20 protein-coding genes are annotated in these 18,390 nt (G+C 47.3%); 11 read left to right on the forward strand and 9 right to left on the reverse strand.

Annotated elements, in window-relative coordinates:
* Positions 1–12 precede the first annotated feature (12 nt).
* The 6 genes from MA03_RS04585 to tmk all read right to left on the reverse strand — a co-directional run bounded on the left by MA03_RS04585 (position 13) and on the right by tmk (position 4,906).
* A complete protein-coding gene (locus MA03_RS04585) occupies positions 13–678 on the reverse strand; it encodes a class I SAM-dependent methyltransferase (RefSeq protein ID WP_052884147.1) in 666 nt (221 codons plus the stop codon).
* Between the two features lie 174 nt (positions 679–852).
* Positions 853–1,575, reverse strand: coding sequence for an alanyl-tRNA editing protein AlaXM (gene alaXM / locus MA03_RS04590; protein ID WP_052884148.1), 723 nt, complete (start codon positions 1,573–1,575; stop codon positions 853–855).
* Between the two features lie 122 nt (positions 1,576–1,697).
* A complete protein-coding gene (locus tag MA03_RS04595; RefSeq protein WP_052884149.1) occupies positions 1,698–3,092 on the reverse strand; it encodes a thiamine-phosphate synthase family protein in 1,395 nt (464 codons plus the stop codon).
* Positions 3,093–3,133: 41 nt separating this feature from the next.
* Entirely contained in the window at positions 3,134–3,418 is a 285-nt protein-coding gene (locus MA03_RS04600; protein ID WP_052884150.1) for a hypothetical protein, read from the reverse strand.
* Complete coding sequence (locus MA03_RS04605) at positions 3,418–3,993, reverse strand: phospholipase D-like domain-containing protein (RefSeq protein ID WP_052884151.1); 576 nt, start codon at positions 3,991–3,993, stop codon at positions 3,418–3,420. The genes MA03_RS04600 and MA03_RS04605 overlap by 1 nt, the downstream gene beginning before the upstream one ends.
* 130 nt (positions 3,994–4,123) lie before the next feature.
* Positions 4,124–4,906, reverse strand: coding sequence for a dTMP kinase (gene tmk / locus MA03_RS04610; RefSeq protein ID WP_052884152.1), 783 nt, complete (start codon positions 4,904–4,906; stop codon positions 4,124–4,126).
* A 110-nt stretch (positions 4,907–5,016) separates the two neighbouring features.
* On the opposite strand from tmk, the gene MA03_RS04615 reads away from it, so the two are divergent.
* Genes MA03_RS04615 through MA03_RS04635 form a run of 5 tightly spaced genes read left to right on the forward strand, consistent with a single transcriptional unit; the run spans position 5,017 to position 8,444 of the window.
* Positions 5,017–5,394, forward strand: coding sequence for a hypothetical protein (locus MA03_RS04615; protein ID WP_052884153.1), 378 nt, complete (start codon positions 5,017–5,019; stop codon positions 5,392–5,394).
* Positions 5,391–5,945, forward strand: coding sequence for a hypothetical protein (locus MA03_RS04620; protein ID WP_052884154.1), 555 nt, complete (start codon positions 5,391–5,393; stop codon positions 5,943–5,945). Before MA03_RS04615 ends, MA03_RS04620 begins: the two co-directional genes overlap by 4 nt.
* Positions 5,938–6,885: a DNA repair and recombination protein RadA gene (gene radA / locus MA03_RS04625; protein WP_219731621.1), complete on the forward strand. Its 948-nt coding sequence runs from the start codon at positions 5,938–5,940 to the stop codon at positions 6,883–6,885. The genes MA03_RS04620 and radA (MA03_RS04625) overlap by 8 nt, the downstream gene beginning before the upstream one ends.
* Positions 6,875–7,396: a hypothetical protein gene (locus MA03_RS04630; protein WP_052884156.1), complete on the forward strand. Its 522-nt coding sequence runs from the start codon at positions 6,875–6,877 to the stop codon at positions 7,394–7,396. The genes radA (MA03_RS04625) and MA03_RS04630 overlap by 11 nt, the downstream gene beginning before the upstream one ends.
* Positions 7,397–7,430: 34 nt before the next feature.
* Positions 7,431–8,444, forward strand: a complete 1,014-nt coding sequence (locus tag MA03_RS04635; protein ID WP_052884157.1) for a Gfo/Idh/MocA family oxidoreductase — start codon at positions 7,431–7,433, stop codon at positions 8,442–8,444.
* Here the strand turns inward: MA03_RS04635 and MA03_RS04640 are convergent.
* Positions 8,441–11,266 (reverse strand): DEAD/DEAH box helicase, encoded by a 2,826-nt coding sequence (locus MA03_RS04640; RefSeq protein ID WP_052884158.1) that lies wholly within the window; start codon positions 11,264–11,266, stop codon positions 8,441–8,443. The genes MA03_RS04635 and MA03_RS04640 overlap by 4 nt on opposite strands.
* Positions 11,267–11,389: 123 nt before the next feature.
* On the opposite strand from MA03_RS04640, the gene MA03_RS04645 reads away from it, so the two are divergent.
* Entirely contained in the window at positions 11,390–12,130 is a 741-nt protein-coding gene (locus MA03_RS04645) for a hypothetical protein (RefSeq protein ID WP_052884159.1), read from the forward strand.
* 6 nt (positions 12,131–12,136) lie between these two features.
* Here MA03_RS04645 and MA03_RS04650 read toward each other — a convergent pair whose 3' ends face one another.
* Both MA03_RS04650 and radA (MA03_RS04655) read right to left on the reverse strand, forming a co-directional pair.
* Complete coding sequence (locus tag MA03_RS04650; protein ID WP_052884160.1) at positions 12,137–12,466, reverse strand: 30S ribosomal protein S25e; 330 nt, start codon at positions 12,464–12,466, stop codon at positions 12,137–12,139.
* A gap of 115 nt (positions 12,467–12,581) precedes the next feature.
* Positions 12,582–13,649: a DNA repair and recombination protein RadA gene (gene radA / locus MA03_RS04655; protein WP_191118414.1), complete on the reverse strand. Its 1,068-nt coding sequence runs from the start codon at positions 13,647–13,649 to the stop codon at positions 12,582–12,584.
* A gap of 157 nt (positions 13,650–13,806) precedes the next feature.
* On the opposite strand from radA (MA03_RS04655), the gene MA03_RS04660 reads away from it, so the two are divergent.
* The 5 genes from MA03_RS04660 (at position 13,807) to MA03_RS04680 (ending at position 18,351) form a co-directional block, all read left to right on the forward strand.
* Positions 13,807–14,361, forward strand: coding sequence for a hypothetical protein (locus MA03_RS04660; protein ID WP_052884161.1), 555 nt, complete (start codon positions 13,807–13,809; stop codon positions 14,359–14,361).
* An 81-nt stretch (positions 14,362–14,442) separates the two neighbouring features.
* Positions 14,443–15,477: a hypothetical protein gene (locus tag MA03_RS04665; protein ID WP_052884162.1), complete on the forward strand. Its 1,035-nt coding sequence runs from the start codon at positions 14,443–14,445 to the stop codon at positions 15,475–15,477.
* Between the two features lie 93 nt (positions 15,478–15,570).
* Entirely contained in the window at positions 15,571–16,524 is a 954-nt protein-coding gene (locus tag MA03_RS04670; RefSeq protein WP_052884163.1) for a hypothetical protein, read from the forward strand.
* The gene (locus MA03_RS04675; protein WP_052884164.1) at positions 16,521–17,459 is read left to right on the forward strand and encodes a zinc ribbon domain-containing protein; all 939 of its coding nucleotides are present in this window, start codon (positions 16,521–16,523) and stop codon (positions 17,457–17,459) included. The genes MA03_RS04670 and MA03_RS04675 overlap by 4 nt, the downstream gene beginning before the upstream one ends.
* 10 nt (positions 17,460–17,469) lie before the next feature.
* The gene (locus MA03_RS04680) at positions 17,470–18,351 is read left to right on the forward strand and encodes an SPL family radical SAM protein (RefSeq protein ID WP_052884165.1); all 882 of its coding nucleotides are present in this window, start codon (positions 17,470–17,472) and stop codon (positions 18,349–18,351) included.
* The last annotated feature ends 39 nt before the right edge of the window (positions 18,352–18,390 follow it).

The raw sequence follows: 18,390 nt of genomic DNA on the forward strand, positions 1-18,390 counted from the left end.
AGGGGAAAAATGCTAGGTAGGTGTTGCTACGACAGCAAAAACGCCGCATGATGAGCAATATTCCCCAATATAGAGCCTAGGGGGTTTGCTTGGAGTTGTTAATGGTTCATAGTCTAGCGTGAATGCCCTCTCATAAACCTTATATCCCGCAGTTTTCAGATACTCCTCGACTTCGCTCAAGGTATATAACCTGGCCATCGAGATCACGGGGTCTGTTCCCTTTTCAGCAATTTCTGCATACATCCTGCCCCAAGGACTATTCTTTTCAATAGACAACAGTACTAGCCTGCCGTTAGGCTTTAGGAGACCTTTAACAGCTACCATCATTTCCAAAGGGGTCTCTAAAAACTCCAAAACAGTCACAGCGTAAATGAAGTCGAGAGAACCAACCCTTAACGGGGGATGCTCGCCGACAGCAAGCACGGAATGCTGACACCTAGACTTGGCCAACACGAGCATCTCAGAGGTAGGATCAAGGCATACTATCTCCCGGTTAAGGGCTAGTTTTTCGGCAAAGACTCCAGTGCCAGAGCCGAGGTCTAACCCGACCCCGCTTGGGAGAAGGAGATTGAGAAGGTTTGCCTCTGATTCGAGAACAGCTCGACCATATGGCGTTTTATACCAGGAGTCGTATTCAACTGAGTATCTGGAGAAGACCTCTATAACCTCTAGGCTCACGTGTAAACCTTATACTCTCTTGCTCAAAAACTTCACCTTCTGACAGAATAGGAGAACATATTGTGTATGCTGAAGACGTTTCTATCCAGTTAAATATAACGAACTCTAAAAAACGTAGCTTTAGTTGAGGGCTAAAAGAGTCAAAATTCTATATTAGAAGAATTCTATATTTGATCAGGGTGTGAGAGTGTAGTAGATTCTCTTTCTCTTTGCACCCTTGCTTTCCGTCTTTTGTAGAACAATCTCTCCGACTTCGCAAGTGTTCTTGACGTGCGGTCCACCGTCCGCCTGTATGTCAACACCCGGAATCTCAACAATTCTGATTTCCTCTACTTCTGGAGGGAGGCGGCCGGCTAGCTTTACGATGCCCGGGATTTTGAGAGCCTCATCCCGCTTGAGCCAGTATACCTTAACCTCGAGGCAGCTCTTTAGAATCTTGTTTGTCTCGGAAATAGCCTCGCTCAGTGCCGCTTTCCAGTCATCGACTCCCGTCAAGTCGAAATCATCCCGTGCGCCTTCCGGTTGGATGTGGCCTCCCGTTACGAGTGCACCGTATTTTTTGTAGAGAATTGCGGCTAAGACGTGGCTGGCTGTGTGTAAGCGCATCATCCTGTAACGTCGATCCCAGTTTATTATCCCCTTTACCTTTGTTCCGGTTGTGAGGACTGTAGGTGATGATAGGATGTGGGCCACGTCATTGGGCTCCTCGACAGCCCTAATGACCTCCAACTTGGTTCCGTCGGGGAGAATAAGCCAACCTGTATCCGTGTCTAGTCCCCCGCTTGGACCAGGGTGAAAAGCTGTTTGGTCGAGGTATACTTTCTCGCCTTCTACGCGCGTTATTGTTGCTTCGAACTCACGTAGGTAGCTGTCGATCTGGTATAGGAGCTTTGTCATAGATTTCCAGTTATGGTTAGAACATATTATATGTTTTCTTATCAGTCCGCGGCAATCCGGATCACAGGTCACCGGGGGGCAAGCTTAGTCATCATTCCTTCTTTTAGAGGGGCTTCCTGGTATTAAGTTTTTTCCTGAGCACCGATATTAGACAAGGCCAGTCTAACCAGCTCTACAAGCTTCACTGGATCGTCACCTAGTATTACGAGAGAAGGCTCAAGGTTCGGCAGGTTTCGGTAGTAGAGAGCTAAAGCCTTCGATCCCTCATGTAAGGCCTGCTCTATGGGACACTCTGATGGAACTGCTTTGACCTCGAGTGGGTTTAGACCTATCCGCTCTAGCCCCTTGAGGAGCACTGGTTCTGGCTTGAGGTTTATAGCCGCCCTGAGGTCAGGGTTGTTTCTAGTGGCTTGGAGGATTACCCGTGCAAGGTGCCTTGAGGATCCATAAGATGGCTTGCCGCAGATCCTTGCTCCCTTTGACGTTCTCACTATCCTGCCGTCTAGAGCGACGACATCCTCTGTTCGGGAAGCGCCTCGCCTGGCATAAGCAATGTTGGCGCCTACCTCGGGTATGAATCTCTCTATATCTTTAATCTTAATCAACATGGTTGCTGCGAGCAGGACTTGTGCCAGCTCAGGGTCTCCAGGCGTGTAGGGGTTGTAAAGTTCTATGAGAGGAGTACTCAGTGGCTCAGAGTACAGTTTAGACTTGTACTCGACTCCTTCCCCCTTACCAACTATGACAGCTAGGGAGGTGCACTGTACTCCTTCGTCTCGACAGACCGCTTCGAGCTCCTGGGGCGAGGAGGTCACTGCTAGAAGTGCACCGTATGTTGGTGCGGTGAGGGGGTCAAAGTCTCTTGGTAGATCCTTATTGGTGGGCATACTTGGGGCTGTAACTTTTATGATGAAGCCATAATGTTTGCTAAGCTCTAGTAAGGCTCCGAGTACGCCGCCTTCCGAGACGTCGTGGAGAAGCTTGACCTGTTCAAATCGCATTAGCTTCAATGCATTCGGGAGAGGGGTCATTTCTTCAAGCGGGATGCTTTTTCCTAGGAGCCAGGCTGACTCTGCTCCTATTGTGCCTATAAGGTATACCTTGTCACCCGGTGATGGGTTAAGCCTTGGTCTGACCCGTTTACCAATTATTGTTGAGACGGCTAAGGGGTACTCGATGCCCTCGTAGCGCGCTGTATGCCCGCCTCTTAACTCTACTTGATACTTCCTGCATTCGGCGACGAAGCTCTTCACCACCTCTTCCATTTCTTCGTCGGTGGTTGAGGGTGGGCCTAAAACGTTGAGTGTCGCATACATGGGTTTGGCAAAGGCAACGGCGACATTCGAGGCAGTGTAGTGAAAGGCAAAGAATCCGAGCGTTTTCAAGGGGACTCCTATAGCTGGATTTGTTGAAACAACCTCTTCTTCACTGAGAGGGTTAGCGTCTAGCTCTGCTCTAAGCCCTACGGTTTCAAGAATTCTACGAAGGTTATCAATAGAAACTTTTCCGAGCTTCATCGAGAAAATACTCGGAAACGTCGTATTTCAAGCTTGGCCCACTACTGGTGCCATGGAAAGGGATAACCTTGCTCCTTCAACTTCTTTAATTCTTCAGCAAGTTTTCTCTCGATCTCCTCCACCTTTACTGTGGGCGGTGATAACAGGAGAGATAAGCCTATAACAAGAGTTACAAGCAAAAAGGATCCCATCGTGACCGCGGCTGTTAATTTGAGGACAAGCATGCTTATAGCTTCACCGGCAAAGAACAGGGAGTAGATAAAGATAGTCCCCGTAAACAACGAGAAAAGCGTTAATATGAATCCTACAAGCCTGTCCTTGTCCACTAGTTGCCACCCCATATCTGCATAAAGTACTCTGTTTCCGCGTTAGCTATCTCGGGGCTGTCGATGAGTACACTGGCCTCGTGGTTACGCATCATGGCCATATAGCTCCAGTTATGGGATCCCACTATGACAAACCTTCCATCAACTATGATTAGCTTCGCGTGAGTCGTCTTGGCTCGTGTATCAAACCTTACCGGGACTCCGTTTGCGAGCAGCCTCCTGTATGTGAGTTCATTGTCATCGATGGTGTTTTCGAGAACCACCTTTACGTCGACGCCCTTCTTTGACTTGCCGATGAGGATCTCGACTATTCGGGAAATCTCATCGGTATCGCTCTTAAACTCGAACATCGCTACATATATAGACCTGTTAGCAGAGGAGAGGAGGGAGAGGAGCTTTGGATAATAGTCCCTGTCGTTTATAATTTCAACCTTGATCCCGGAAGGCGCCGTTGCAGGCGGCTGTTCAATGGTGATCGTTCTTCCTCTACTACCGAGGTAGTAGCCTCCAAGAAAGGATATACCGACTAATAGAACTACGAGGAGAAGGATTGATCCTATAGACCCTCTACGCATCTAGACACCCGACATGAATATAGCGAGATGTTTTATAATTATTTTCCTAAGGTCTAAGAGTTGAATCCAGCCTGCTATAAGATCTGGGTTTTCAGTGTTCTCAAAGAGTTGGTGGCTCCTGGAAAAAGTACTATAAATCGATCTTTATCGACTTGTTTTTCAACTTCTCGGCTAGTTTCGTTAGAATCTCTTGGTGTACCTCATGGATCGTCCTAGAAGCATCAATAACGATGAAGAGTGAATTATATTCCCGAGCCAATTCTAGATATCTTTCCCTGACCTTCTGCATGAAGCTTGGATCCTCAAACCTCGTTGTTTCTCCTCTGGCTTCCAAGCGTTTGACAGCAAGCTCGAGAGGAAGGTCTAGAAGTACAACTATGTCAGGCAGCCTTATAGAGCGGTTGATTGCCATTATGAAGTCTGCGGGTAGACCACGAACAACCTGATAGGCGAGGCTTGCGAAGACTGACCTATCAGAAACCACAATTTTTCCTGATTCAAGAGCCGGGAGTACAACTTCCTTTTGAAGTATTATTCTGTCGGCTGCAAAAAGATAAGCCTCGGCATCAGGGTCAAGGTCATGCTTGTAAAGGAAGTCCTTTATGGCTTTGACCCAAGGTTCTCTTACGAGGACCACTTCGAAATTTCTGTTTGAGAGGTACTCGTAGAGCATTACAGCCTGTGTAGTCTTACCGCTCCCGTCTATCCCTTCGAAGACTATGTATACTCCTCCCGGCGTAACTTTACGCTTTGGGAGATCCAGGGTTTTTCTCTCAGACATTATAAAGCCGTGTTTGGGACAATAATACTCAATTACAATCTCACCGGTAAGCGTAAGGTTACGAACAACCTTAGGTGTTACGTAGTCCTGGCATTGAGGGCAGAAGACTTTTTTCCTGGAGTATCCGGACATAACTCTTTGATAGCTATCTACATTTTAAAGTCATTTTCGCAGCCTTCAAGCATAATAACAATGATACGTTGTAGAATAATATTTTTATACTCGATTAGAACGATCATATTGTGGATGAATTCGAGAGGATAATTTTTTGGGTTTGGAGGATAGGGGATAGCGAAAAGACACTTGTCGAATTGTCGAGAAATGCGGCTACTGCAAAGGAGGCACTCGAGCTCTTAAAAAAATACTCGCTGGTAGTCGTACGTAAAAAGGGTCGAATATACCTTGTCTCCCTATCAGAAAAAGGTCTGAACGTCTATAGAAAGCTTGGGGAGCTTAGGGAATTCCTGGGAATACCTGTGCCATCTGAGAGGCGAGAACAGCCAGCTATAACTGAGAGTCAAGGAGCTTTAACTGGCCTGGAGAGTGTTCCCACTTTCGTGGCAGATAACCCATGGCTGAAGGTTCTAGCCCAGAGGGGGAGAGAGAGGGTTGGTTTATGAATGGTCTTATAGTTGTTGGTAGGGAGGAGTTTTCGCGGGTTCACCTGAAGGTTTTCAGGGAGGAGGAGGTGCGTGCTATTTTTGGAGAGATGTCTGAGGAGCTTTTAAAGCTTAGCAGGGATACGCTTGTATTGTTTCAACCTCTCTCAGTATCTGTAGAGTTCTGTGGTAGAAAAGTGAGCCTACCATTTGGCGTCAGCCTAGCGAGTGGCGTCGAGCTCGAGATTCCAGGCTGCATATATGTCCCTGCCCTCCTTGACGGAGAATTTCTAGAATTCCTGCTGTTCGACCTGCCTCGGAAGCTAGATGAGAACAGGAAGCCTGTAGTGGTCGAGGACGTTGATCAGCGCTTCACCAGGGACGTTCGTGAAGGGATACTCTATGCACTTGATATTCTGGACCGCATCTCATCAACTTATAGGATCCCGGTCGTTGTGTATGGGACTACCTCTCTAGCTAGTTCCTGGCGTTTTACGAGGAGGCTTTACTGTGACAAGAGTGGGACATGCTTCCTTGACGGCGAGCTGTTCTGTGGTGAGGAGGGTGCATAGTATAGACGAGCTCGCAAAAGAGGAGAATATAGGCAGAGTCACTATTTCGAGGCTTAAAGCTGCTGGTATCGAGAACCTCGAAGATCTTGTCCTCTATAATCCTGAGGAGCTGGAGGAATTGACGGGGATAGACTTCGAGAGAGCCTTAAGAGTTATACGGACCGCCAGAAGGATAGTGGGCTGGGAGGCACGGGCTATCCCTGGGAAGGAATATGCTTCATTGCTGAAGAAGAGAGAGGCCCTCACTACCGGTGTTAGCTCCATCGATGCACTGACTGGTGGCGGGTTAGCAGTATATGACATTCACGAATTTGCCGGAGAGTTTGGCTCGGGCAAGACACAGCTCTGCCATCAGCTCGCGGTTACTGTTCAGCTGCCACCTTCGAGAGGTGGTCTAGGAGGAGGCGTGGTATACATCGACACGGAGGGGACTTTTAGCCCTGAAAGAATTGAGTCTATCTCTGCCAGGTTTGGTGTAGAGGATCCCTTGGCTAATATTTACGTGTTTAGACCTTTGAGCGTAGACGAGTTGGAAGAGTTTGTTGTGAGGGAGCTTTCCCGGCTTGTAAAAGGTGGATCTAGGCTCATCATAGTGGACTCTGTTATAGCGCTGTATAGAGCTCAGTTCAGGGGTAGGGAGTGGCTGGCCATGAGGCAACAGAGGATAAATTATATGCTGGACTGGGTTAAGAGGCTGTCTAGACTCTACAGTCTCGTCGCGGTTATCACGAATCAGGTCGTGAGTGTGCCTAGCGCTTGGGGCGTCGCTGTAAAGCTCCCGGCCGGAGGCAACATTATAGCCCATGCAAGTACGCACCGCTTCCTTTTGAAGAAAACGGGCGATGCATTCCTCCTCGAGGTCTTGGACAGCCCGCGCGTTGCCCGTGGCGCGAGTGTAGAGTTTAGAATCGAGGAGGACGGGCTCCACGATGCCAGGTAGCTTTTTAGGAGCTCAGCTGAGATCCTGTCTTGAGCGTTTTGAACACGCAATGTCTTCACGGAAGGAGGCCTTCACTGTTACGGAGGTGGCTAAACCTTTTGGGAGAGGGAGGGGTAGAGGGCTTCAAGCAGGTGTTATTCTTCATAGGAAGTTCTGGGGTGACTTGAGCCTTATATTGCAGGAGGACAAGGCTTCGACACCCTTCCCAGTGGCTTGGAGGTTCCGGTTTGGCTGGCTTCTCGGTGTGGTTGACCAGGTTCTATTTGTAGACGGCTTGCCTGTAGAGGTTGCCGAGCTGAAGAGTTATGACGGCTTCAAGAGCTATGAGAAAGTACAAGCTTCACTCTACGGCCTCCTAGTTATGCTTAACTTTCAATACCGTCCAAGAGTCTCGATCATAGGCATGAACGAGAAGCTGGAGATAAACAACTGGGAGGATTTGGCAGTGAATGCATTGGAGAGTTTTGTTAGGAGTAATGTTTTGCTTAAAAACGTTTCTAGGAAAACATAACTAGGGTATTAAAGACCTCTTTCTCGGTGATAACGTGAAACCTCTCGGTGTTGCTGTTGCAGGACTGGGTCGTATCGGTGTCGTTCATACTGAGATACTGTCGTACAGGGTTGAAGGGGCTCGTCTCGTTGCAGTAACAGATGTTGTTGAAAAACTTGCTAGAACGACGGGCGAGAAGTTTAAGGTTAAGTATTACACAGATTATGACAAGCTTTTAAGTGATCCGGAGGTAGAGGCCGTCTTCGTGGCCACACCCACATATCTGCACCATGACATGATTGTTAAGGCCTTTGAGGCCGGGAAACACGTGTTTACCGAGAAGCCGATCACAGTTACTGTCGAGGAGGCTGTGAATGTCGTTAGGAAGGCGGAGAAGCATGGCTTGAAGCTGATGGTAGGCTATATGAGAAGATTCGACGATGCCTACATGGAGGCTATGAAGAGGATTAGGGAGGGCTCTATAGGCAAACCTGTAGCCTTCCTTAATATTGCTAGGGATCCTGGTGCTCCCCCAGGCTGGGCGCAGGACCCGAAGTTGAGTGGCGGGATATTCCTGGACATGTTGAGCCATGACTTTGACATGGCGCGCTATCTTATCGGAAGCGAGGTGAAAAGATTACATGTCATGGGCTCAGCTGTCCTATATGATGAGATAAAGGCTAAGGGCGACTTAGACCTTGTAAACATAAGCTTCGAGTTCGAAAACGGCGTCTACGGGGTTCTTCACGGTAGCCGTAAAAGCGTGTTTGGCTACGACTTGAGGACTGAGGTTCTTGGAACGGATGGAACTATTTACGTCGGTAATAGCGTTGACCCTAACCTCGCCTTAGGTACAAAGAGTGGGGTTTTATTCCGTGGAGTGCAATGGTTCTGGTCTCGCTTTTATGAGGCGTATGTACGCGAGGATCAGGCGTTTGTTAAAGCTGTCTTGGAGGATAAGACTCCCCCCATTACGGGGTTGGATGGTCTTAGAGTTGTTGAAATCGCCGAGGCGTGCTGGCAGAGCTTAAGAGAGGGTAAACCGGTGAGCGTAACTAGGAGTATCTAGTCCTCCCAATATTGGCGTGTCCTCGTATAGTTGGCCTCCGCTTGCAAAATGTTCTTTACAAGGGTTTCTATATCACGGCTTTTCGATAGAATGTTACGCGCTGTTGTTGGTCCTATACCGTGACCCGCCATTGCGAGTACCGCTGGGTAACCGTAAGACATGAATAGAGATGCAGACTGCCTGACCTTCTCGACGAATTTCTCCTCTTCCTTTGAAAGCTTCTCACCTTTCCTCCACTTCCTTAAGATCGGAAGGTTTTCCGAGTCATATGGCCTGAGAATTGCTATGGCTCGCGAGCCACACCTGGGACACTCCCTTATACTTTTTGCCTCGCCCGCCCTGAGCTCGCTTGTCCACTCGCCACAGTGTAAACAGTAGAGTAGAACACGTGTGTTCTCTAACCTCTTCAATACCGCATCGAGGACTGCGGTAATGGGTAGTCCCGAAGCTAGAATACCTGTCCTGACAAAGGGCTTCTCGAAGATTAGCTGGGCCAATGGGCTTAGTTCTTGAACCTGATGGACAGTCACCCTTTTGGCGCCAGTTTTTATCTGCTCTACTAGTTTAGCAACGACATCCACATTGTAGTATTCTACAAGGGAGGAATCTACGGCCTCCTTGTCGACAGGTGTGCCCTTTAGTTTCCTCTTAAGTAGAGAGAGGTAGCCCGCCTCAATTCTACCCTTGCTTTTATCTATGACCCCCATCCGCGTAGCGACTTGGAGTAGCTCTAGCATGTAGGCGTTACTTTCCCTAATGGCCTCCTCAGCCCTCTCCAATGCCCAATCAATACCCTCCAGCAAGGCATTGCGAAGTTTTTCAGGTCCTAGTTCCGCGTCTGCATAGATGAGTATCCTATAGGGATCCGAGTAGTATCTTACTGTTACACCGTAGAATCCTCTCAGGGCAAAGGCCAGTAGCAATGCTAGGAGGTTATTTCCCTTAGTGCCAAGGAAAGTATGATAGACAGCAAGGGTTTTACCGTTCTTCCTTGTAAACTCCACGACGAGACTCCTGTCGGAAGGCATGAAGCCTAACTGAAGCTGCTTCCTTACGATCTCCTCCAGTTTCTCGGCCGTCTTAGGAGGTATCATGTACGACTCATAGAGTTTAATACTCTCCTCCCGGTCTATACTCTCAGCAATCCTACGGTACAGGGCTCCAAGCTCCCTAGCCGCACGCCACTCGACGGGCAGGGTTTGTCCTGTCCAAACAGGAGGCTCGCCAAGGTCACCGGTATGCTCGGTTACGTAGACTTTGTTGCGCTCGATGCTGATCTCCTCTATGGTCCAGGCTCGACCGCCAAGTATGATGACTTTTCCCCTGTCTATCAGCGAGGCGAAGGAGTAGTCTAGGTGACCGATCTTTCTCCTAGACGCGATGTCCTCCACGTCGAACGATGGGTTATCAGGTATCATTGAGGCGGAGTTAAAGTAGTAGCTTATCGTCCTTCTACCCATTCTTACCACATCGTCCAATAGTCGAACAATCCCTATTGAATCCAGGAATCTTAGTAGTTCAACAAGCTTAGAGAAGTTCAGATCATGGTAGGGGTAGGCCCTTGTGATTATTGCGTAAAGCCTCTCAAGTGACAGCTCACGATAATCTATGAGTAAGCCTGCGATCTGGTGTGCAAGTACGTCTAGCGGCTCGTGGAACAAGTCTAGGCTCTCGAGTATACCGCTCACAGCTCTCCTAGCTAGTACGGCTGACTCGATAGCATCCTCTATGCCCAGGGGGACTATCAACCCTTGAGAAACCTCGTTTAACCTGTGCTTGGACCTGCCAATCCTTTGCACGAGTTTTATGGATTGACGTGGGGACCCGAATTGTATGACGAGCCTTGCGTAACCGACGTCTATTCCCAGCTCGAGACTTGAAGTCGCAACAATCGCTTTTATCTTCCCCTCCTTAAAGAGAGCTTCTGCCTCCTCTCTTTCTTCACGTGAGAGGCTCCCGTGGTGTACCCTTATGTTCAGGTTGAAGTCATGCGAAAGAATTCTACCTATAAGCTCTGCAGTATCACGCGTATTCGTGAATATTATAACGCCTCCCTTTGAGACCTCTTCGACTAGAAGCTTGACACGGGCGTACAGCTCTGGTGGAAGATATTCATGCTGGGCCTTGTCGTTTTCCGGAATATCCGCTAATGTTATCCTGTACTGTTTTCTTTCTGCCCACTCTATGACCGCGCCTCCTCTCCCCCCGCTTATGAAGTTCAGGGCGATCATGGGGTCTCGTAGCGTCGCGGATAATCCTATTACTTTCAAATGCTTGGATAGTAGGCGAAGCCTTTCCAGGGCAAGCGTGAGCTGAACCCCTCTCTTGTCATCTATCAGCTCGTGAAGCTCATCCACCACGACCCAACGAGTGTTTTTAAGGTGCTCTCTGAACCTCTTGTCGACGAGGATAAACTGGAGGGTTTCAGGCGTCGTTATGAGGAGGTGTGGTGGGCTCTCTGCTATCCTCCTACGCTGACGCATCGGTGTGTCTCCATGACGAATTTCGGCTGAAAAACCTATTGAGAGAAAAATATTGCGCATCCTTACAAATATGTCACGGTTTAAGGCCCTCAACGGAGTGACGTAGAGAGCGTAGATCGGCTGTCCTCCTTCCTCTATAATCCCCCTGAGCACGGGTAGAATCGATGCCTCTGTTTTTCCCGATCCAGTCGGAGCTATGATTAAGAGATTTGAGTACGCTCTAAACTTGAGCGCTTGTAGCTGGATATAGTTCAGGCTGCGATAGCCTTCACTCTCCAATACATCTATCAACTTGTTAGGCAGCAGATCCCCGATCTGTCTCAGCGATAATTCCCTCATTACAGTACAGGCCTAGATTGGAGTGATATTTCGCTGTAAAAAATTTTCACTAGGGGAATAACATGTTCAAGGGACGGAAAAACAATTTTATACTCCTATCCAGGTAATACATGCGAAAAAGAGGTGGAGGAGTACAGTAAGCTCAAGGAATCCCTGATAAACCTTGTTAAGAACAAGGGGGTGGTTACAGCTCAAGAGATAATTTCCTGGGCGAATGAGAATGACGTCGGAGTATTCACGCTATACCTGCTAATCCAGGACCTCTTAGAAACAGGAGAAATTAAAGGTGAGGGGGAAAAATTCCTAATTGAAACCAACATTAATCTCGAAATACCTTCCCGGTTAGTCTGTCCCAAAAAGGAGGTCAGGATAACTAAACCTCCTCAGCATAAGCAAAAGACAAAGCAAAGGCCTAGAAGACACTCTTCTCAAACCCTAATGCCGTATATTCAACAAAAGGAGGGTACCGGGGAGGCGAGCCAACCACCTAGAAAAGAAACTCAGGCAACTAATGACGCCGCAAAGACATCAACTAGTAGTGCGAGTGTGCCGATAAAGAAAGACATTATTTTAACAAGGGAAATAACGGACAACCCGGAGCTAGGTAATCTGCTTAGCGACCAAGACTTTGCAAAAGCTATACGGTACCTTGGAAGATATTGGAGTGTTGGAAAACTTCGATTCCTTATAGATATGAGCAATGAGAACATACAGCCTAAAAAAGCTGAGAAAATTATCGTAGAGCTAGCTAGATTAGGGTTGGTTGAGGTCTCGGAAAACAACGTTATAAACGCTAAGGACGCACTACGAGAACTTTACAAGCAAACCCAGTCGCAAACCCCTCTCTACGATATCTTCTCGTAAGATAATCTAGGACTTTTTACTTGGCGGGGCGTAGATTGGAACCCTACTGTTCTTGTCGATGGCCACCAGTATGCCTCGTGATTCGAGTTCACGTAGGACGCGTTTAGCTCTGCTAAGCTTTAAGCCGAGACGAGAAGCGAGCACGTATGGAGTGACGTATTTCAGGCCTTTTATGTCTTTTATGAGCGCATCCATGGATACTTCGGTAAGCTCTCCGGTTGTACCTGAGAGCTTCATTTGAGGTTTTTTACCGCCTTCTTCTTTCTTCCCCTCCGTCGCTTTCTTTGCCCTCTTCTCTAGTGAGGAGACTGTTGGTCTTTTTTTCCCGCCGCCCAAGGTTTACACCTAGAAAGGTAATCATATACATGGGTTTTTATTGTTTGCGGATTTAATGGTCGAGAGCCTATCTCAAACTTCACTATTCTATCGTGTGCTATGACGTTATTTCATTTTAGATGTCTGTCACTCCATCCTCTGAGATCGCAAAGGCTGCTTCTTTCTCGGCGTGTTTTGGACTGTCTATTATCCTCGCGATCCTTTTGCCCTCCTTGGCTTTTCTAAACCATATCCGGTATGTGAAGCCGTGAGCCATTATGTTTCCACCCGCGGGCTTTAATGGGTTTCCAAAGAATATGTCTGGGGCAGCCATTACCTGGTTTGTCACGACGACGGCCAGATTGTATAGGCTTGCTAGCTTGTGGAGCTGGCTGATATGCCTGTTTAGTTTTTGTTGACGGGAGGCAAGGTTCTCCCTGCCAGGGTACTCGGATCTGAAATGGTTTATCAGGCTATCTACTATGATCAGCCTGATGTTGTTCTTCTCGATATACTTCTTGGCCTCATCCACTAGGAGCATTTGGTGATCGCTGTTATACGCTCTGGCATAGATTATGTTCTCCAAGACCTTCTCAGGGTCGGCCCCTTTCGCCCTGGCTATTTGAACAACCCTCTCAGGCCTAAAGGTTCCCTCAGTGTCTATGTAGAGTGCTCTAGCCCCGAGCCCTCCCTTCTCCTTTGGCAGCTGAACCATCACACTGAGCTGGTGGCAGAGCTGGGTCTTACCGGCGCCGAACTCACCTATGAATTCTGTTAGACTCCCAACCTCTATTCCTCCCTCAAGCAAGTCGTCTAGAGCCTTGACGCCGGTACTAATGTATTCGACATTTTTCCTTTTCTCGAAGAGCTCCTTAGCTGTAATGAACTCCTCGCCACGGCTTACCAGCCTTTGAGCAGCCCTGATAATAGCCATTGCTCGATCCTCGGAGCCTAGGATTAACGCGAGCTCGTGCGCAGAGGCGAAAGCAAGATCCTTCACTGAGTAGTACCCAGCTGCTCGAAGTTTTTGAGCAGTAATACGACCAACCCCTTCGAGATCTTCAAGCCTAATCTCTCCTTCCTCAATTTCCTCGGCGGCCCCACCTGTAAACTCTTCCTCTCCGAGAATTACTCGTTCGAGCTCCTCGTCTAGACTCTCGTTTTCACTTGCCTCTGCCTCCTTCTCCTTTAGTTTCTTCGGCATTCTCAGGATACCTATTTCGAAATTCTTGCGTAAGATATTTAAAGATATCTTACAAGTATGGTGAAAGTGAAATCTAACGTTTAATACCTGGGAGCAGGAGTATCTCTAACGTACGACAAGCTTAAGTAGCAATTTAGATGTAAAACACGATATGACTATGGAATATGCGAGAGCTCCATCTCTCGAAGAGGCTCTAAACCTGATTCTTGAAAGATTAGTAGGAATCTCCAAGAGAAAAGGATTAAGGGCTTCGAAGAGCGGAATCCAGCAAGGAATAGGCTTCCACCTCGACACCCCATATATAATTGTTGAGGGTCTCATCCAGAGAGGTCTTATTTCCCTTACTGGGGAAAAGTTTGTCCTCACAAGTCCTGGTGAAACATTTGTGGAGTATGTTGTAGAAATTGCAAGGTTGATTAAACCTTATTCTCTTTTCCCGGAATTCGATGAAGGAAGAATTGTTGGAGCAGTCCTCTATGCGCTTTATGACTGGACAAACAAGAAGGACGCTAAACAAATTGTCGAGGATGCCCGGGAAACTCTGAGGCTTCTCAACGAGGTCAAAAAGAAGAATAGCGATGCTTTTAAAATAATAGCCGTCACATTACCGAGACTATACTTTGAAGATGGGAAATACACCCCATTCTCGCTCATCGAAAAGATTTATCCCTCGATAGCACATGAGGCACAAGGCGTCAAGAATACTTGTTGATTAAGCCCAAAAGTATGAGGCTCCTTGTGTGTAAGGCAAACATTTACCTTTATCTAAAACATTACTCTCGAGTGAGCACCTGTGATTAAATTAAAACGGATAGAGTTTGATGTTCTGAAGTCTCTCCCCACCTCGAGGGATTTTACAGATATTGTGAGGAGTTCAGGGATTAGCCCATCTAGTGTTCGAGATATTCTAGAGAGGATTAGGAGGAGCTTTCTTATAAGGGGCTTCTTTCATCTTTCAGGGCTCGGATACCAGTTGTATTTAGTGAGGAAAGAGTTTGACCCGATTCTACACATAAGACTTGTGCCCTTCATTATTGAAAAAATACCTGTTTTGGTCAGTAAAAGTAGATCCTTAACATTCTATCTCGTCATGGGACCCCCTGAAGGCAGAGATGAGGTAGCTGATATATTGAAAGTTGACCCAGATACTGTAACCCCTGTGAGAAGATTTGTTTGGAGACCCGACGTTGCGCGCGGTTTAACACTCAAAGACGCCGACCTTAATCTCGACATAGATTATATAAGGGAAAACTTTGAAAAAGTGGTAGTACCCTCGTTTGAGCCCCCGATTAGACAAAGACCCGATCACATCGATTTATGGATAATAGCTGAGCTCGCCAGGAACCCATTTGTTAAACTGTCCAGCATAGCCCGAAGTATGGGAATAAAACAACAAGTTGCAAGCTATCATTACCTACAACATGTAAGGCCTTTCCACATATTTAATGCTGTCACCCCTAGGTTTTCCTCTTTGAATATTCCCGGGGTTTTTCTCGAAATTTCTGTCAAGAATGGAATGGCGGATCAACTGGCATGGGCGCTTACAAACCATCCTTATATAAGGGAAGCCTTTTCAGCATCCGACGGGAACGTGTACGCCCTCACATATCTTCAAGGACGGGAGTTATGGGATCTTTATAAATTCTTGAAAGAATCCGATTCGATAGAGGACTTAAGACTTTATGGAGTCCTTATCGATGAGATAAAGGAGTATACACCTCCTTTTGGTGAAGCCTTTAGGGAGGACCCATACAATCTTAGGCCAATGTATGAGGCGGTTCAAGTTCCCTCAAAAGCATCCGGGTGGATGCTCTACGAAATCACGTAAAGAACTATAAGGCTGTAATGGGAAAAATAATTCTGATTCTTGGAGTGATACTACGGAGAAGACTTATCAAGCAGAACCCTTTATAAACTTGTGATGGAGTCATTATCTTGTAAGAGATGCGGGGCGCCTCTCTCGGTTGATCCCGAGTCTCTAATAGCCGTTTGCGATTACTGTGGGTATCCAAACATTATTGGAGGTGACTTTTCAAGCGAACATGTTAGTATAATACCGTCGAAGACAAGGGAAGTTGTTGAGAATAAATTTATTGAGGTCGTGAAGAAGGATCCCCAGCTCTCAAAGATTGAAGACATCGAGGTATTAGAGATTTCAGGAGCATATTTTCCAGCATGGTATACTACTATCATCAGGGCAAATGTAAGGGCTTCCTGGTATACCACAGTGATAGAAGAGAGAAATAACAGGGTTATTACTCGTCGCGTACTCCAACATGAGGAACGCACTATTTCAAGGAAGATTTTCCTGCCTGCCAGGCGTCGTATTCCCTCAGAACCAGTACTTAATGCGTTAGCAAGCTACACGGTGAAAAAGGCTGAATCTATCTCACCTACACGTGAAGACTTTGACTGGGAAAAAATTAAGCTAGAATTTCTAGGTGTAGAAATTGGGAGGCAAGAAGCGCTTAGGATACTTACGGACAAATTCATCGATTCGCTCAGAGAGGAGTATAAGAGTAGAGGAGAGCAACTGGACTTCTTCTCAGCAAGCATAGTTAAGGTTGAGGAGCCTGTGCTTCTTTACGTTCCTGTTTGGACAATTTCCTACACGGCCCACGACTCTGTTTATTTGGCGGTATTTGACGGGTATGATTTGACGTGTCTTTATCGCTCGGAACCTTTAACTTCTTTGGAGAGAATCGCAGGCTTTTCGTTAGGCCTAGCCCTGTCCTCTCTCTCCGGCCCTATTTTTGCGGCAACCGCATCGCTTACAGGTTTTGAAACATCCCTTCTATTCCTAGGACTCTTAGCGACAGCCGGCTACACGATAACTAAGAGCGCAATGGCCTCAGCAAGGGTGGAAAATGCATGAGCGTGGCAAAAGAGCATACTGTTAGATGTCCTCACTGCGGAGCTGAGTTTCAAGTTCCTCTAAGCGCCTCGAGAGTGACTTGTCCCTACTGCTTCACCGTCTTCGACGCCAGGGAACTTACGGTTAAGGAGGAAAACCATTACTATTTCCCCTTAAGTAAGACGTTGGATCCCTTTGAGAAGCTCGTCAAGTTCATCTCGCGACAATACGCGGTTCCAATAGATCTCCCTAAGAGTTTCACTGTAGATAAGAGGGAATTGTACTGGGTACCCGTTTACTTCTTCTTTGCCGATGTCACGGCTGAGGCTAGGGGGCATAGCAACATGTATGGCGAACAAACCTCCGAGATTAGAGAGACCAGGCTTGTTTCTATTCCCGCCTCTGGAACCTGGCTTGACGAAATCCTGAACAAATATCCTTTCCCCGTCCGCGGAAAACTCCCCTTCAATCCAGAGATAACTTCTAGGGGCCTTTACTTAAATCCGGCTCTTGACGGTAACGCTGCCCAGAAAAAAGTAGAGCAACTCGTAACCTCGAAGGTGAGGCTAGAGGCTTCAGAGAGCTTCAACACCTTGTACTCAGTTAAGATTATCGAGAAGAAAATTGAAAATCGTGGACTCATACACTATCCCATCTGGGTTTTAGGATATAACTATAATGGGAGGAGTTACCAAGCAATTGTTGACGGCGCTAGTGGAATTGTTATACACTCCGAGTATCCCCAGACAGTGAGGGGAAGAATCTCCCTGGCTGTTTACGCCTTGCTTTCAGTTGTTATGGGCGTAGCAGGCGCTTTGCTTTACTCGTATCTAGTAGGTGAGGGCTTCCTAGCACTTCTTGGAGGGCTCGTCGTAGGCGGCGCGACGGCTTTGCCGGCTCTAACGAGGTCTGCGACTCGTGTTGCCAGGGCAAGCGAGTATATGGAGTTTCGGTGAAAAAAAGAACATGTATGTTAGGCCTTTTGACCCTTGGCGTAAGACAAGCCTTTGCACGTGTCCTTTCAAGTACAGCGTAAATCCTTACACTGGTTGCTTTCATGGATGCCTTTACTGTTACGCCTCCTCATACATTAAAGACTTTTTTAACCCACGGCCAAAAGAAGACTTTCTAAGAAGAGTTCAGAGAGACTTGGAGAAGATAAAAGAAGGCTCCATAATAAATATCTCGAGCAGCAGTGATCCCTATCAGCCCTTAGAAGAAAAATACAGGTATACGAGACACCTACTCGAGATGCTAAAGGATCGTTTCATTATTGAGATAGTAACGAAGTCGGATCTCGTAACCCGAGACGTCGACATACTCTCAAGTTCAAGGTCACTGGTATCGATAACAGTGACAACTCTGGACTCAGGCATTGCTAGACTACTCGAGCCTCGCGCTCCGCCGCCTAAGAGAAGAGTGGATGCGATAGAGCGTCTCACGGAGGCGGGTGTTCCCGTTGTTGTTCGCTTAGATCCTCTCATCCCGGGTTTAAACGACGACATTGAAAACATCATAGAGGTGCTCGAAGCCGTATCGCTAGCTGGCGCAAATCACATAGTAAGCTCGACTTACAAGGTTAAACCCGATAATCTGGGACGGCTTTCCAAGGTGTTCCCAGAAGTCATCCCAAGGGTAAAGGAGCTTTATCTCGAGAAGGGTCAGAAAATTCACGGATATATCTATGCTTCTAGAAGTTATAGAGCCGAGATTCTGAAGCTCGTCAAGGTCGAAGCTGAGAAAAGAGGGATGACCTTTGCAACGTGCAGGGAAGGCTTATCAAACCTCAACACACCAGGGGTGAGTTGCGATGGTACTCACCTAGCCCTGAGAAAAGCAATAATCTAAATCTTAAAGTGTTTTTGATTCCTTAGGTTATTTGATGAT

The organism is Thermofilum uzonense, assembly GCF_000993805.1.
Taxonomy (GTDB): Archaea; Thermoproteota; Thermoprotei; order Thermofilales; family Thermofilaceae; genus Thermofilum; species Thermofilum uzonense.

Excerpts from the sequence above, each read along its gene's own strand:
- tmk (WP_052884152.1), bottom strand. The coding sequence starts at position 4,906 with ATGTCCGGATACTCCAGGAAAAAAGTCTTCTGCCCTCAATGCCAGGAC.
- MA03_RS04680 (WP_052884165.1), top strand. The coding sequence starts at position 17,470 with ATGTATGTTAGGCCTTTTGACCCTTGGCGTAAGACAAGCCTTTGCACG.
- MA03_RS04605 (WP_052884151.1), bottom strand. The coding sequence starts at position 3,993 with ATGCGTAGAGGGTCTATAGGATCAATCCTTCTCCTCGTAGTTCTATTA.
- MA03_RS04675 (WP_052884164.1), top strand. The coding sequence starts at position 16,521 with ATGAGCGTGGCAAAAGAGCATACTGTTAGATGTCCTCACTGCGGAGCT.
- MA03_RS04630 (WP_052884156.1), top strand. The coding sequence starts at position 6,875 with ATGCCAGGTAGCTTTTTAGGAGCTCAGCTGAGATCCTGTCTTGAGCGT.
- MA03_RS04640 (WP_052884158.1), bottom strand. The coding sequence starts at position 11,266 with ATGAGGGAATTATCGCTGAGACAGATCGGGGATCTGCTGCCTAACAAG.
- MA03_RS04660 (WP_052884161.1), top strand. The coding sequence starts at position 13,807 with ATGGAATATGCGAGAGCTCCATCTCTCGAAGAGGCTCTAAACCTGATT.
- alaXM (WP_052884148.1), bottom strand. The coding sequence starts at position 1,575 with ATGACAAAGCTCCTATACCAGATCGACAGCTACCTACGTGAGTTCGAA.
- radA (WP_191118414.1), bottom strand. The coding sequence starts at position 13,649 with ATGCCGAAGAAACTAAAGGAGAAGGAGGCAGAGGCAAGTGAAAACGAG.
- MA03_RS04670 (WP_052884163.1), top strand. The coding sequence starts at position 15,571 with ATGGAGTCATTATCTTGTAAGAGATGCGGGGCGCCTCTCTCGGTTGAT.
- MA03_RS04595 (WP_052884149.1), bottom strand. The coding sequence starts at position 3,092 with ATGAAGCTCGGAAAAGTTTCTATTGATAACCTTCGTAGAATTCTTGAA.
- MA03_RS04620 (WP_052884154.1), top strand. The coding sequence starts at position 5,391 with ATGAATGGTCTTATAGTTGTTGGTAGGGAGGAGTTTTCGCGGGTTCAC.